10 protein-coding genes (1 of these 10 running past the window's edge) are annotated in these 13,859 nt (G+C 67.9%); 8 read left to right on the top strand and 2 right to left on the bottom strand.

The genetic code is table 11. The features are described 5' to 3' along the window. The first annotated feature begins 33 nt into the window (after positions 1-33). Entirely contained in the window at positions 34-1,002 is a 969-nt protein-coding gene (locus tag AB0L82_RS25085) for a DUF6585 family protein (RefSeq protein WP_364640983.1), read from the top strand. 11 nt (positions 1,003-1,013) lie between these two features. Next, positions 1,014-1,232, top strand: a complete 219-nt coding sequence (locus tag AB0L82_RS25080; protein ID WP_364640980.1) for a hypothetical protein — start codon at positions 1,014-1,016, stop codon at positions 1,230-1,232. 94 nt (positions 1,233-1,326) lie between these two features. Here the strand turns inward: AB0L82_RS25080 and AB0L82_RS25075 are convergent, their stop codons facing one another. Then, positions 1,327-2,235 (bottom strand): LysR family transcriptional regulator, encoded by a 909-nt coding sequence (locus tag AB0L82_RS25075; protein WP_364640977.1) that lies wholly within the window; start codon positions 2,233-2,235, stop codon positions 1,327-1,329. 71 nt (positions 2,236-2,306) lie between these two features. Between AB0L82_RS25075 and AB0L82_RS25070 the strand changes: the two genes are divergently transcribed. After that, a complete protein-coding gene (locus tag AB0L82_RS25070) occupies positions 2,307-2,714 on the top strand; it encodes a nuclear transport factor 2 family protein (protein ID WP_364640974.1) in 408 nt (135 codons plus the stop codon). A gap of 4 nt (positions 2,715-2,718) precedes the next feature. Here AB0L82_RS25070 and dtd read toward each other — a convergent pair whose 3' ends face one another. After that, the gene (gene dtd, locus AB0L82_RS25065; RefSeq protein WP_364640971.1) at positions 2,719-3,162 is read right to left on the bottom strand and encodes a D-aminoacyl-tRNA deacylase; all 444 of its coding nucleotides are present in this window, start codon (positions 3,160-3,162) and stop codon (positions 2,719-2,721) included. Between the two features lie 114 nt (positions 3,163-3,276). Here dtd and AB0L82_RS25060 point away from each other — a divergent pair, with 114 nt between their 5' ends. The 5 genes from AB0L82_RS25060 to AB0L82_RS25040 form a co-directional block, all read left to right on the top strand. Continuing rightward, positions 3,277-5,367, top strand: coding sequence for a hypothetical protein (locus AB0L82_RS25060; protein ID WP_364640968.1), 2,091 nt, complete (start codon positions 3,277-3,279; stop codon positions 5,365-5,367). Beyond that, entirely contained in the window at positions 5,364-6,152 is a 789-nt protein-coding gene (locus AB0L82_RS25055; protein ID WP_364640965.1) for an ESX secretion-associated protein EspG, read from the top strand. The genes AB0L82_RS25060 and AB0L82_RS25055 overlap by 4 nt, the downstream gene beginning before the upstream one ends. Positions 6,153-6,291: 139 nt before the next feature. Continuing rightward, positions 6,292-6,606: a hypothetical protein gene (locus tag AB0L82_RS25050; protein ID WP_364640963.1), complete on the top strand. Its 315-nt coding sequence runs from the start codon at positions 6,292-6,294 to the stop codon at positions 6,604-6,606. A gap of 10 nt (positions 6,607-6,616) precedes the next feature. Further along, positions 6,617-7,114: a YbaB/EbfC family nucleoid-associated protein gene (locus AB0L82_RS25045; RefSeq protein WP_364640960.1), complete on the top strand. Its 498-nt coding sequence runs from the start codon at positions 6,617-6,619 to the stop codon at positions 7,112-7,114. A 29-nt stretch (positions 7,115-7,143) separates the two neighbouring features. Beyond that, positions 7,144-13,859: the 5' end (the start) of a hypothetical protein gene (locus AB0L82_RS25040; RefSeq protein ID WP_364640957.1), read on the top strand. The gene runs 23,437 nt beyond the window's last position; the window shows 6,716 of its 30,153 coding nt (coding positions 1-6,716); it begins with the start codon at positions 7,144-7,146; its stop codon lies off the right edge, out of view.

The following is a 13,859-nucleotide window of genomic DNA, read 5'->3' as shown; positions in this document are numbered from 1 at the left end:
GTTTGAGCCCGAAGTGATCGAGCTAGGAGGGGCATGGCCGGGGCGCAGGTGGGGAATCAGGATCCGGAGCTGCTGCGGCGAATCGCGCAGACCGCCGATGTGAATCGGCTCGGCGCGCATCGCAAGGGATACCTGGCGCTGAAGGGGGATTCCCGGCTCGATCTGTACGAGAACGGGTGCACGCTGCTGCAGGGCGGCGAGGTACGGGTGGTGCTGTATTCCTCAACCAGGGTGTGGCAGAAGGTAACTCGGGTACATCGCAATGGCGTGCACACCCATACCAACCACGAATACCGGCTCATCGACATCCGCGGCGCGGAACTGAAACTCACCGAAAGTCTGTCGAATCCGGACGAATGGGGTCCGGAATTGGTGGAGTCCATCGCGGTGCGCCAGGCGCAGGGTTCCCTCGAGGCATTGCGCGCTGGGCAGCGGGTGGAGTTCGGGGCCTGGTCGCTGTCGGCGGTCGAGCTCGGTACCGGCAAGAAAACCATTGCGCTGCAAGACCTTCGGGCCTTTCGGGTGCATCAGGGGCAGGTCGTGGTTGAGGCGGGCGATGACATCCGCATCACCCAGGGCATCGACGCGATCCCGAATTTCCTGGTCTTCCGATTCCTGGTCAAACAGTTGCTGCCCGAGCTGCCGGAGTCGGCGGGCAAGGTGTTCGGCCGCCGACTGCTGGTGCGCGGCCTGAACACCTTCTTCGCGATCGTCGCGGTGATCGCGTTCGGCATCGCCTGCCTGACCAGTTGGCCGGTGCAGAAAACCGAACTCTGCGACAAACTCTCGACCCTGCAGGCGGCGAGATCGGAATTGACCGAACAATTGAAAGATCTCCGCAACGCATCGGAAAACTATCGCGGCGACAATCAGGATGGCGTCCGAGCCGACAGCGAGAAGTTGGGTAAATACACCGGCTCCGGGTATCACTGGCTGAAGGATTCGGATCTGGACGACGCGACGGTCTCCATTCGCGCTGTCTGCCAAGCAAGTCCGTTCTGAAGGGAAGCGCCATGAACCGAGATACGCAAAGCCTGCTGGTCAGCACCTTCACCCTGATCCTCGGCGCGCTGGCCATGGTGCTGACCACCAGCTGGGTCTGGCCCAGCGTCATCCTCACCCTCGGCGGCATCGGCTTCATCCTGGCCCTGAGCACCCCGGCCCGCGAACCCCGCCCTTCCCCGCCGCCCGGACGCGGCGGTGACGACCGCATGTACTGGCAGGGCAACTGAACGACCGCGACCGACCTGAGGCGCGCAGTCGCGAACGCCCACACCTGGTCGGGCCCACCGGCTGGAGCCGGAGCCCGGTTGATCCGTACCGCATTCAATTCCGCAGGCGTGCACGGAGTTCGGCGGTGAGCTGGGCGGCGGAGTCGCGGAGCGCCTCGGCGAGAGGATGTGCGCCGCCCGGCCCGTCGGCGCGGTAGGCCAGCAGGGTCGGGCGCAGGGCCGCCGGATCGTCGATGCGAATGACGGAAACCGTTGCGGGAAGCGCCGGTACGGCCAGCCCGGGCACCAGTGTGACGCCGAGTCCGGCCGCGACGAGCCCGAGTTTGGCCACCCAGTCGCGTGCGATGTAGGCGATGTGCGGCTGCCAGTCGGCGTGCGTCCACACCCCGAGCAGTGTGGTGCGCGGATCTTCGCTGCCGACGATCCAGCGCTCATCGCGCAGCGCCGCCGGTGCGAGTCCGATGTGACCGGCGAGCGGATGCGCCGGATGTACCGCCACGTGTAGCGAATCCGCCAGCAGCGGTTCGACTTCCACCCCGGCGGGCGTCTCGATATCGCCGGACAGCACCGCCATGTCGATGCGCCCGCGCGCGAGCGCGGACAGCAGCCCGGGTGTCATTCCCTCTCGCAGCCGCACCTCCAGCACCGGATCACGCTGCACAGCAAGGGCTATGGCGCGCGGCACCAGCGCGGCTGTGGCGGTGGAGAATGCTCCGAGGCGAATTCGGCTCGGCTGCCGTGGATTACGCAGTTCCTCGCGGGCAGTGTCCAACGAGTCCAGCACGATATCGGCGTGCCGCAGCACGATCCGGCACGCTTCGGTGGATCGTACCCCGCGCGCCTGTCGCTCGAAAAGCGGATGTCCCGCGGCCTGTTCCATCAGCGTGATCTGCCGCGATACCGCCGACTGCGTGTACCCCAGCCGCTCCGCCGCCCGCGTGAACGATCCGGTGCGCGCGGCCTCGCGCACCACCCGCAACCCGGTCACCGTGAACTCACCCATGCGCAAATGTGATACCAGATATGACAGACTGTCGCTGGTCGCATGACTCGCGCGCCCGTAGCTTCGCTGATGTGAACACTCTCGAGAACAAGGAATTCATCCGCGGCGTCTTCACCCAATTGGCGCAGGGCAATACCCGCGCACTGAGCGAAGCCATGGCCGACGACTGCCGCTGGACCTTCCCCGGCAATTGGTCCTGGGCGGGCACCTGGGAGCCGAAAACCCAAGTCCTGCACGGCCTGCTGCGCCCCCTCATGACCCAGTTCGCGGACGGCTATCGCATGGAAGCGGATTTCGTCCTGGCGGACGAGGACCGCGTGGTGGTCCAAGCACGCGGCTACGGCACCACCACCCGCGGTGAGGCGTACCCCCAGACCTACTGCCTGATCCTGCGTATGGCCGACGGCCGCATCGCCGAAATCATCGAGCACTGCGACACTGCACTGGTCGAGCGCGTCCTCGACCCGATCACGACCTGAGTGCTCAGCCCTCCAGCAGCAGCGTGACCGGCCCGTCGTTCACCAGCTCAACCCGCATATGCGCCCCGAATCGCCCGGTGGCCACGGTCGCCCCCAGCTCCCGCAGTGCGGCGGCGAACGCGTCCACCAGCGGTTCGGCCACGGCCCCCGGCGCGGCCGCGTTCCACGACGGCCGCCGCCCCTTCGCGGTATCGGCGTACAGCGTGAACTGACTGATCACCAGGATCGGCGCACCCAGATCGGCGGCCGACCGTTCCCCCTCGAGTATCCGCAGCCGGAACAGTTTGTCCGCCAGCGTTTTCGCGGTCGCCTCGGTATCCCCGTGGGTGACTCCCACCAGCGCCACCAACCCGTGCGGAGCCCCGTGCGCCGCCGGATCGATCCGCCCGACCACCTCGTCATCGACGGTCACCGCCGCCGCACTCACCCGCTGCACCAGTACTCGCATAGCCCCTGATCATGGCAGAGACCTCGAATTCCATTGCGCGCCACCGTCAGTTAATGAAAGTAGGCTGTGCTGTGCACAACGAGTTGATCACGGGCGGAAGAGACTGAAGCACCGATGGCACCTGATAATAAAACCGCGGCCTGGGGCACGGACCTGAACACCGCGGTCGCGGGGCACACCCTGCAGTTCGACCCTTCCGCGGCGCAGAAGGGTATGGAGGCGGCCGGCAAGGTGATCCTGGCGATGCGCGGCTTCAGACGAGCTGTGGACGATCTCGGGCTGACCAAGCTTCCGAACATCGGCAATATGAAGTCCGGGGAGTTGCTCGCTACGGCGTTGAGCACCCGCGGTTTCGAGCTGCAGACCGCGTTCGATCGGCACATCTCGATCCTCGAGGCCATGGTGGACACGTTCCGTGCCGCCGGTAAGGCGTACAAGGACACCGATGGTCTTTCCGCGGAGCAGTTGGACAAGGCCGGCAGAACCATTCCGGCGCTGGACGATTACAAGCTCCCCAAGACCGACGATTTCACCCCCGTCGGCATCGACACCAAGAACCGTCAGATAGGTCTGATCGAGTTGGGGAAGATCGATCACGATCTGCCCGACAGTGTGAAGAAGTGGCGTGATCAGGCACAGAAGTCGAAGGATCCGGGCGGCGCGCTCGGTTCGATCTACATCGATTGGGAGAACGGCGGCAATCAGGGCTGGGATCCGCTGATCGGCCTGCACAACACCCTGAGCAATACCGCGGGCATCTATTACGCCGCGCAGGATTGGAAGACGTTGGCGGACAAGGTGCATACCGCCGTCTCGGGTTTCGTGATGGATGTCGAGGCGTTCAACAACTCCTGGCACGGCGCGGGCGCGGACGCGGCGCGCAAGGCGGTCGCCAAGTACGCGACCGATACCGATCCGCTGGTCGACACCATGAAGATCATGAGCCAGGTGCTGGATTTCACCGCGCACTGGATGTTGTACGTGTCCACCCGGATGCCGTGGAAGAAGGACGACAACCCGAGCACCTGCGGTTTGGGCGGCACCAGTCTGGGCGATTACCAGAATCGCTTCGACACCGACTATGTGAAGAACGGCGGCAAGGAGACGCAGAACTCGCTGCCGATCATCTCGCCGCCCGCGTTGGATCAGCCCAAGCCGGTGGATTCCACCGGACCCAAGACCGATCCCAATGACAAGAAGACGGATCCGAACGACAAGAAGACCGACCCGAACGACAAGAAGACCGATCCGTCGGACAAGTCGAACGCCAAGAACGACACCGGCGGTGGCGGCACGACCGATCAGTCCAAGAAGACCGGCGATGCGAAGGCGGCGCAGGACGCGAAGGACGCAGCGGATAAGAAGGCTGCCGCTGATGCGAAGGCGGCGCAGGACGCCAAGGACGCCGCCGATAAGAAGGCAGCCCAGGATGCGAAGGACGCGGCCGATAAGAAGGCCGCCGACGACGCCAAGGCCGCCGCGGATAAGAAGGCCGCCGACGATGCCAAGAACGCGGCCAATCCGAACGGCAATGGCACTACGCCGAGCGCCTCGCTGCCCTCGACCTCGCCGAGCGGCAGCACGCCCTCGACGGGTTCGACGACGAGTCCCGCGTCCAACGCGTCCAACAGCGGTCAGGGTCTTTCCCAGCTGTCGAGTCTGCTGAGCGGTTTGATGAGCGCGGGAACGACTGCGGCGCAGTCGTTGCCGTCGCTGCTCACCGCGCTCGATACGGCGCTGAAGTCCGGTGACACCGGTGCGCTGGCGCAGTTGCTCGGAGTGCCGGAGGACAAGGTGACCGCGGCCATGGCACAGATCAAGGACCAGCCGGACAAGCTGGCCGAGCTCTCGCAGCTACTCGGGCTGACCTCCGGGCAGACCCCGGTGGTTCCGACGGCCGGGCTGCCCGGTGACGTGACGCCCGCGGGCGCGGCCGTGGTGACCCCCGCCTCGGCCGCGGTCGCGACCACGCCGGCGGGCGGGTTGACCAACCTGTTCCCGCGCGCGGGCCTGGATACGAGTTTCACGCAGCCGGTTTTCGGTGTGACAGCAGATCTTTCGGACAACCCGATGATGGCGGGCGTCAAGGCGGGCGCGGATCATGAACCGCCGCCGGTGGATTTCCTGTCCGCGCTCGCGCATATCGGTGAACCGCCGCCCGTGGCGCACGCCTACTCCGAGGCCGATCCGGTGGTGGAGGCGTGACCTGGGAGCTCACCGACGACGAGTTCAAGGTGCTGTGCAACCGTTTTCTGGATGGGGCGCTGCCCGCGCCGCTGTCGTATTTCAGTCGCACCCCGTTGCTCGATGACTACGAACGCGAACTCGCCGAGCTGGAGGCCGGATTGCGTGAGCGGCTGGATTCCGGCCTGGCCGCGGTGTTCGAAACACTGCGGCAGCCCGAGATCCAGATCATCATGACCGCCTGGCGCGACAGCGATTACGAGAATCCGGAGCACCGCATTCAGGTGCACGGTGCGCGGCTGGGCTGGAACGCGGTCATGATCACCCAGAAGATGGGCGAAACCATCTATCACAGTGCGGGTTTCACGTTGACCGAATGTGATCCCGAACAGCTGCCCGCGCTGATGGTCGCGCAATTGCCGCAAACCGGGGCGGGCAGCGCGCCGCCGCTGCCCATGGTGTTCGAGCCTCCGGAACGCGATCCTTACGAGGCCAGGCAGTCGCTGGCCTTCGACTCGTTCGACGATACGGCCGAAGTCCGCAGCCGGGCCTTCTGGGCGGAGCCCGCCGAGCACAGCGGGTGGATCCGGGTCCTGCAGGGCCGGTCGATCTTCGGTCCGCGCGGACTGCTGACCCAGAGCGCGCTGTGGCGGGATCAACCCGATGACGGCCGCTATCTGTTCGAACTCGACGAGCCCGAGATTCGCGCGGTGGCTACGAGTCCGGAGCGGCTGGTGCAGCGGGTCGGGCGGTATGTGGATCATGTGCTGCGGCATATGGAAGCTCGGGGCGAGCAGCAGGTATGAGTCCGGTGGGGCGGGACGAGGATCGTTCGTGCCCCGCTCGAATCGGCACTCGCCGTTAATATTCCGTCAACTGATCGGTCGCTCTGGCCTGTCAGGGTTGGAACCCCCGCGGTTCTCGCCCAACGGACGGAGACGACTCGTGAACGACCGGTTGAAGTCCTATAAGGACCTGCTGCGCACCGCGTCGAACAAGACGGGCATTGTCCGCGACGGTATCGACAAAGTGGTGGACAAGCTGGTCGCCGACTCCACGGGGCGCGGTGAGCCGTGGGGTAACGACACCATGGGGGCCGGGTTCGTCGACGGCGACAACGGTTATGGCAAGAGCAGCATCAACATCATCAAGGGCGCCCGCAATATGTCGGGCACCTTCGGCAACTTCTCCAAGGGGCAGCAGGACGCGCTGGAGTTGTTGACCCGTATGGATGACGGCAACGGCGGACAGTTCAAGTGAGACTGAGCCGATGAGCAATGAACGCGCGCGCAACGATCTGACCGATATCCTGGAAGGCTTCGCCGACCAGATGCGCACCATCACCCAATTGCAGCGTGAGCGTGCGGCTTTGACCGCGACCGCCTCGGTGCGGCAGAAGCGGGTGACGGTGACGGTGAATGCCGATGGCACCGTGATCGAGACCAAATTCTCTTCCAGCATCGAGGATTTGGACTATGCCGAGATCGCCAAGGCGGTGACCGAGGCGGCCCAGCAGGCGGCGGCCGAGGTGGCCAAGCGCGGGCGCGAGGTGCTCGCGCCGGTCTCGCAGAATCGGGAGCGGTTGCCGAAACTGTCCGAGCTGGTGCCGGGTATGCCGGATCTGAGCCGGGAGTTGCGTGTACCGGAGCCTCCGGTGGTGTCGACGGCCCCGCCGAAGGCTCCGGAACGCATTGCGGCACAGTCGAATCCCGAATCGGATGGTACGGCGGCCCCGCGTCGCAATGCGGCCACCGATTCCGGTTGGTAGCGGCGGACTATCGGGGTGAACCTCCGCACATGATGGAACTGCCCGGATCGCTGGAATGGCTGGGCTGGCTCGTCGGCATGGAATGGCCGCACGGGGACGAAGACCAGATGCGAGCGCTCGCACAGGACTGGCACACCGCTGCCTCGGGCCTGCGCGACATGATGTCCGCCATCGACGACGCGAAATACGCGACGCTGAACGCGTATCCGGATGGCAAGGGCGTCGAGGAGATGTCGCGGGCGTTCGATTCGCTGTCCGGTAAGGGCGGCGACAAGGACAGCACCTCGCTGCCGGATCTGGCGAAATACTTCGATCAGATCGGGGAATCGGCCGACGGGGTCGGCACCGAGATCGAATACACCAAGCTGATGTTCTATTCCTCGCTGGTGCTGCTGGCGGGGGAGATCGCGGCGGCCTGGCTGTTTCCGCCGACCGCACCGGCGGCGGAGGCCGTGGCGGTCGCGTTCACGCGGGTCGCGGTGCGCATCATCGGCCGGGAGGCGCTGGACGCCATTCTGGCGCGGGTGGCGCGCATGGCGGGTGCGTCATTCGTGAAGTTCTTCCTCAAGCACGCCGCCATCGATACCGCGCTGGGCACCTTGCAGGAGCTCGGGATTCAGGAATGGCAGGTGATCGAGGGGCACCGCAAGGACATCAACTGGACGCAGGCGGCCGTCACGATGGTCAGCTCGGCGGCCGGCGGTTTGGCTGCGGGGCCGCTCGGTGAGTGGGCGGGTAACAAGCTCGGCCATGCCGGGGTCAATCATCTGGTGGCCGCCCGAGTCACCGGTATGGGAGCCGGAATCGTCGGTGCCGGAGCAGGTTTCGTCGCCGCGACCGGCACCCAGTTCGCCGCCGACGTCATGCAGCACGGCTGGGACCAGGCCGTGCAGAACCTGGCCAATACCCAATTCGATCCGCGCATGCTCACCGCGGGCATTTCCAATGGCGCGATCTCCGGTGATATGCATGCCCGGGCGCATCACTTCTGGGATTCGAAGCTGGGCGGCAGCGGGCGCAATGTGCCCGGTATCGGCTTCCGCCCGCCCGAGTTCGACCCCGGTGCCGGTCCCGGCCTCCACCCCGGCAACGCCCCCGTCCTGAACGGCGTCAATGGCGACGGCGCGAACGGCAACGGCCCGAATGCCAACGGCCACAACGGAGGTGGCTCCACCCCGAGCGCCACTCACGGCGGCGACGGCAGCTCCCTGCACCCCGCGGGCAGCCCCGATACCGGTGAGAACGGCAACCGCCCCATTCACGGCAACGACGACACCACCGGCGAATCCCGCCCCACCGTTGATCATCCCGGTGGAATCAGCACCCGGTCTCCAGCCGCGAACGACACCGGTCCAATCGACCCCGCAGCACATGACGGCGCGGGCTCACACGCCGGGCTATCCCCGAACGGCTCCTCGAACAGCCACTCACCGTCCGAATCACCGGGCGGCGCACCATCATCCACCGACCCCGGCTCGCGCGCAGGCATTCCGCACACCTCCGACGCGGCCCTATCGGCAACCCCCGGCCCCGCCGCGAACAGCGTCGCGCCAGCCGCCGTCGCGCCGAGCAGCGCTGCCCCGACTGGCTCCGCGCCGAGCAGCGCGGCCGCGAGCAGTGCGGCACCGAGCAGTGCGGCACCGAGCAGTGCGGCACCGAGCAGTGCGGCCGCAAGCGGCTCGGCACCGAGCAGTTCCGCCCCGGCAGGTTCCGCACCGAGCAGTTCTTCCCCCGGCGGTGCTTCGCCCAGCAGCGCTGCTCCGGCCAGTTCCTCGCCCGGCAGCAGTTCTTCGCCGAGCAGCGGTTCCGCACCGAGCAGCGGCGCAACCCCAGGCAGCGGGTCGCCGAGCACCAGCCCCGCCGCGGCCCCCCAAACCGGCACCGGCGGCACCGGTCCCGCCGCCGCAGCCGCGAACACCGGTGCGGGCGAAGCCCCGAGGGCAAGCGCGGGCGCGAACGCGGCCGTTGCCCCCAACGCGCCATCCGCCGGAAACGCGGGCACCGCACCGAACGCGAACGCCGCGGCCGGATCCGCCGCCAACGCGACCTCCGGCGTGAACGCGAGCTCCAACCCGAACGCCACCGCCGGTGCGGCCCACGACCGAAGCACCCCCGGATCAACTACCGCCCCCCGAGCCGACGCCAACGCTCCCCGAGCCGACACTTCCCCCCGTGCCGGAGACGGCACAACCCCACGCCCGACCGATGCCACCACCCCACGCACCGAAACCACTCGCCCCCAGACGAATCCGGAACCCCGCGCCGCTGACGCCCGCCCCACCACCGATCGCCCCGCAGCCGCCCCCCGCGCCGAGTCCGCCACCCCGCCCGAACCGGCCACCCCCGAAACCGCCGCTCCCCACGCCGACCACGGCGATACCACCCCCACCCGCGACTCATCGGACGCACCCCGCCCCGACGCCCCTCACCCGGACGTCGCCAAAGACGCCCCCGCACCCGAGCGATCCGCCCCCCATTCGGACGCGACCGACCCAACCGGCGACCACACCGACACGGATCGCGCCACTCCCACCCCGGAATCGGACGCGGACACCTCTGCCCCCAAACCCGAATCCGAAGCTCCGAACCCCACCGACACGAACCACCGCGCCGGTCACCCAGACGACTCCGCCGTTCCCCACCCGAACTCCGACAACGCCCCTCGCGACCACACGGAAACCCCTGGTGACCACCAGAATTCGCCGGATGCTCCCCGAGATCGCACCGACTCCGCCCCGCATAGCGATGAAACCGCTCCGCGTCGCGACGAGATCATGCCGCGTAGCGACGACTCGCCCCCGCGTAGCGATGAGATCACCTCACATCGTGATGAGTCCGCTCCGCGCAGCGACGAGCCAACTCCGCGTGGCGACGATCCGAATACTCGGCCGGGTTCGTACGATGGCGCGCGCGATCGCGCGGATGCGACTGATTCTCAACAGGATTCACCGCCGCACGACGCCGCCACTCCTCACGATTCGGGCCGATCCCCACGCGTGGATGCCGAAGACGGCTCTCGCGATCGCACGGATTCCGTAGAGCGGCAGCAGGATTCGCCGCGCGCTGACGATACGACGTCCCATGACTCGGACGCGAAACCGCGCTCGGACGCGGAAGGCGATTCCGATCGCGCCAGGGCCGACTCGGATGCTCGAGGACAGCCGCACCCGGTCCGCGATGGTGCGTCGGATCCTGCTCGCGCATTGGATGATTCGTCCCGTCGCGGATCCGACGACGATTCCCGCCCGCACGCCGATGACCCGGATGCCCTGCTGGTGGCCCCGATTCCGATCGCCGACGGCGCGACCCCGCACACGCACGATGGCGCCCAACGCCCCGCCGATTCGCGCGCCCGCACGGACCGAGCCGACTCCGACGCCGCAGAGCCCCGCCCGAACGCCCGCAAGCCCGAGGACGAGCCCGGCCACCGTTCCACCCCGCCGGATCGCGGCGATGGCGCGACCCCGCATCCGGGCAGCCTGGATGACACCGCGCAATCCCCGGCGCGGCAAGATGATTCGCCCGCTCCCGACCAGGAAGAGCGCCGCTCCACCCGAGGCCGCTGTGGTGAACTGTCGTTGCGACTGCTGCGCGATATCACCGGCAGCGATCGGATTCGAATCCCGGAGCGCACCATCGGCGCATCCGGCATGTCCCGCGACGAGCTGGTCTCGGCCGCGGGCGGACGGTTGCGCGAGTACCCCGATCACGATGCCATCGCCGACCGCCTGCGCGACCTCGGCCCCGGTTCCGCGGCGCTGGTGGTGGACCACTACGCCGGTGACGCGGACGCCTACGGTGTGGGCGCGCACGCCTACCTGCTGGTCAATGAGGGCGGCGAGATCGTGGTCAGGGATCCGGCCGCCGAGCGCGAGCACGGTTTTCCGCCGGTGGTGCCGCGCGAAACCCAAGGCACGCATGCGATTCTCTTCAAGCCCGACGGTGATCCGGTGCACCGTCTCGCCGCCAAACAGCGGACGATGCTCGACGAGCGCGTCCGCATCGGCCACGGCCATCAGCCCGTGCGTTTCCTGCGCACCTCCGATGAGCCCGCCCTCGATCTCCCGCACACCCTCGCCTACGGCCGCGAGACCTGGGCGGACGCGCACGCCCGCCTGACCGATGCGCAACGCGCGGCCATCCGCGCCTACCTGGGCGATCCGTCCGCCGACGGCCCGCGTCCCCGCCCGGATGCCCCCACGCCCGCCGCCATCGACGCGGTATTGCGCGGTGAGGCCGAGCCGACGCCCGAAATCGCCCGTGCCATAGGCGATATCAACAGCGCCCTGAACCTGCATCCGCTCGGCGAGCCGGTGATGGTCACCTTTGCCACCGACACCAACCCCTTCCCGGGTTCCCCGCTCGACCTGGTCGGCACCGCCCAGCATCTCCCCGAATTCCTGCGCCCCACCCTCGGTGCTCTCCCGTCGCTGGACGGCGTAACCCACCACATCGAACTGACCCTCCCCGCCGGCACCCCCGCCCTCTTCCTGGGCGACCTCTCCCCGCTGGGCGATCGTCTCCCCACCATGCTCCTGGCGCACGGCCTCGACCTGCACATCGACGCCGTCCAAGCCCGCGGCGAAGGCCATTTCGGCATCCAAGCCACAGTTCTCCCCATCTCCGAGGCGCCCGCCCCCCACACCACCCGACCCGATGAGCATCCGGCCGCAACCGACCCGGATGCGCCCACCGCCCGCCCGGACACGTCTGCGCCCCGGCCCGATGCAGCGGATTCGTCTGCGCCCCAGCCGGATGCGTCCGATGCGGCGGGCGGCGGGAAGCCACCGGCAGATCCGCCGGTCGCGCCCGCATCGGATCCGGATGGCTCCGATCCGTCCGCGCACAACGCGGATTTCCTTGCCGCGCAGCTCGATCCGTCCGCTGCTCCGTCAGACTCGCCGAGAACGGTGACCAAGGCGCAGGACCCGCGCCCCACCGACGCCACCCGCACGGATGGCCCGGCGGGGGAGCAGTCCGAGCCGGGATCGCGGCGCTCATCCGAGGACGAAGCCGATGGTCCCGAGTTCTTCGACGACGGCGATTGGGGCACGGTCGATCACGCGCAGCCGCTCGATGATGCGGAACAGCCCGCACTGGAGCACCATTCGACCGATAGCGCGGGCGACGGCGACGGCACCGTGCTCCCGATCGAGCCGGATTGGCCACCGCGCCCGGAGGATTCGTGGTCGATCCGCGACCCCGACGAAATCCAGCGCGTGCTGCGCGAGGACTTCGGCCTGGAGGTCCACGGTTTCGATCGCACCGACATCCACCCGGAAGTGTTGCGCGAGTTCGCCCGTGCGGTCGAGGACATGCTCGGCAAGCATCCGTACATCGACCTGCGCAGCGTCGCGATCGGCGAGATCTCCGACTCGAATGTATTCGCGATAGCGGATTCCGGCGATACCCCCGACGGCCGCAAGGTCACCGAACGTCTCATCCTGAACGAGAATTTCGCCGTCAACCCGCAGGAGTTCCGCAGCCGGGTCGCGGCGGATGAGGCCGCGGGCATTCGCGTTCCGAGAGCTGCCGAGCGCCCGGTGTATTCGTCCCTGGTGCACGAGCTCGGCCACGGCGTCGACTTCGCGGGTGGCGAAGTCGCCAATCAGCACGCCTTCGAGGCCCTGGCCGACTACTACGAGGCCCGCTACGGCCCGATCAGCGGCAATCACGCGGCCTTCGACGCCTGGTTGAACAAGCTCAGCAAGTACAGCTTCCGCGAAGACGGCATGTTCTTCGCCCAGGAAGCCCTCCCCGAAGCCTTCGCCGACTTCGAACTCAACGGTGATGCCGCCAGCGAACCCGCCAAGGTCCTCAACCGCGTCCTGGTCAATACCGCCCGCGAAAGCTGGCGCGCCGCAGGCCATCCCATCGACGACCTGCCCCCGATCCAGCACGAGGATCCCGCGCCCGCCCGCCCGGCCGATTCCCCTCATGTGGATGAGCAATCCACCGGTACCCGTACGGACGAGCCGCCGGAAGAACCCGGCGCGCAGCCGATTCGCCCGTCCTCCCCGGATGACTCGGGTGACAACGCGGGCGGCCGCCGCCCCGAGAACTCCGCCGAGGACGCGCCCACTCCCTCGCGTGACGACGCACGCGCCGATACCGCGCATCATCCCGATTCCCCTGTGGCCGAACCACATACGTCTCCGGCGGATTCGCACGATGGTGAACGTCGCCCCTCCAGACGCATGGAGTACGCCGGATCCCCCGACCGCCCCATCCGCGATCTGGCCTACCCGAGCGACGCCCCCGACGCCTGGGCAGGCCGCCCGGCCCGCCCGGAACTCATCGCCATCGCGGAAGTCTTGCTGCTCACCGAGAATGGCGGCCCGCACGCCGCCCCGGGCCGTGAGACCCTGGCCGCGCTGCGCGAGGCGGGCGTCACCCTGCGCCTGACCGATTCCGAAGGCGATGGCCCCGGTGACCGGTTCGATGCCGCGACCCACGAACTCGTCATCGATACGCACGGCCGCGGTCAGCTGGAACAGGCGTCGGCGGTGGTCGCCGCGGTCGCGCACCTCGATGCCCTGACCGGATCCGCCGATCCGACCCGCGATCCGCTGCACGCCGCGGCCGAATCCTTCGGCAGGCAGGCGGAATTCGACAGCGCACTGCGTAACGCGGGTTACGACCCGGCGGGCGGATTGCTGCGCGATCGAGCCGAATCCGAGTACCTGCGATCGGTTCAGGACACCTATCTGATCGCCGGTGCGGACGCGGTGCGCGCCGCCCGCGC

The organism is Nocardia sp. NPDC052001 (assembly GCF_040680615.1).
Lineage (GTDB): Bacteria > Actinomycetota > Actinomycetes > Mycobacteriales > Mycobacteriaceae > Nocardia.
Note: the sequence above shows the minus strand (reverse complement) of the source record. Positions and strands in the feature narration are given on the sequence as shown.

What these genes read in the sequence shown, in the direction of transcription:
- AB0L82_RS25045 (WP_364640960.1), top strand. Translation starts at nt 6,617, where the DNA reads ATGAGCAATGAACGCGCGCGCAACGATCTGACCGATATCCTGGAAGGC.
- AB0L82_RS25080 (WP_364640980.1), top strand. Translation starts at nt 1,014, where the DNA reads ATGAACCGAGATACGCAAAGCCTGCTGGTCAGCACCTTCACCCTGATC.
- dtd (WP_364640971.1), bottom strand. Translation starts at nt 3,162, where the DNA reads ATGCGAGTACTGGTGCAGCGGGTGAGTGCGGCGGCGGTGACCGTCGAT.
- AB0L82_RS25060 (WP_364640968.1), top strand. Translation starts at nt 3,277, where the DNA reads ATGGCACCTGATAATAAAACCGCGGCCTGGGGCACGGACCTGAACACC.
- AB0L82_RS25075 (WP_364640977.1), bottom strand. Translation starts at nt 2,235, where the DNA reads ATGGGTGAGTTCACGGTGACCGGGTTGCGGGTGGTGCGCGAGGCCGCG.
- AB0L82_RS25085 (WP_364640983.1), top strand. Translation starts at nt 34, where the DNA reads ATGGCCGGGGCGCAGGTGGGGAATCAGGATCCGGAGCTGCTGCGGCGA.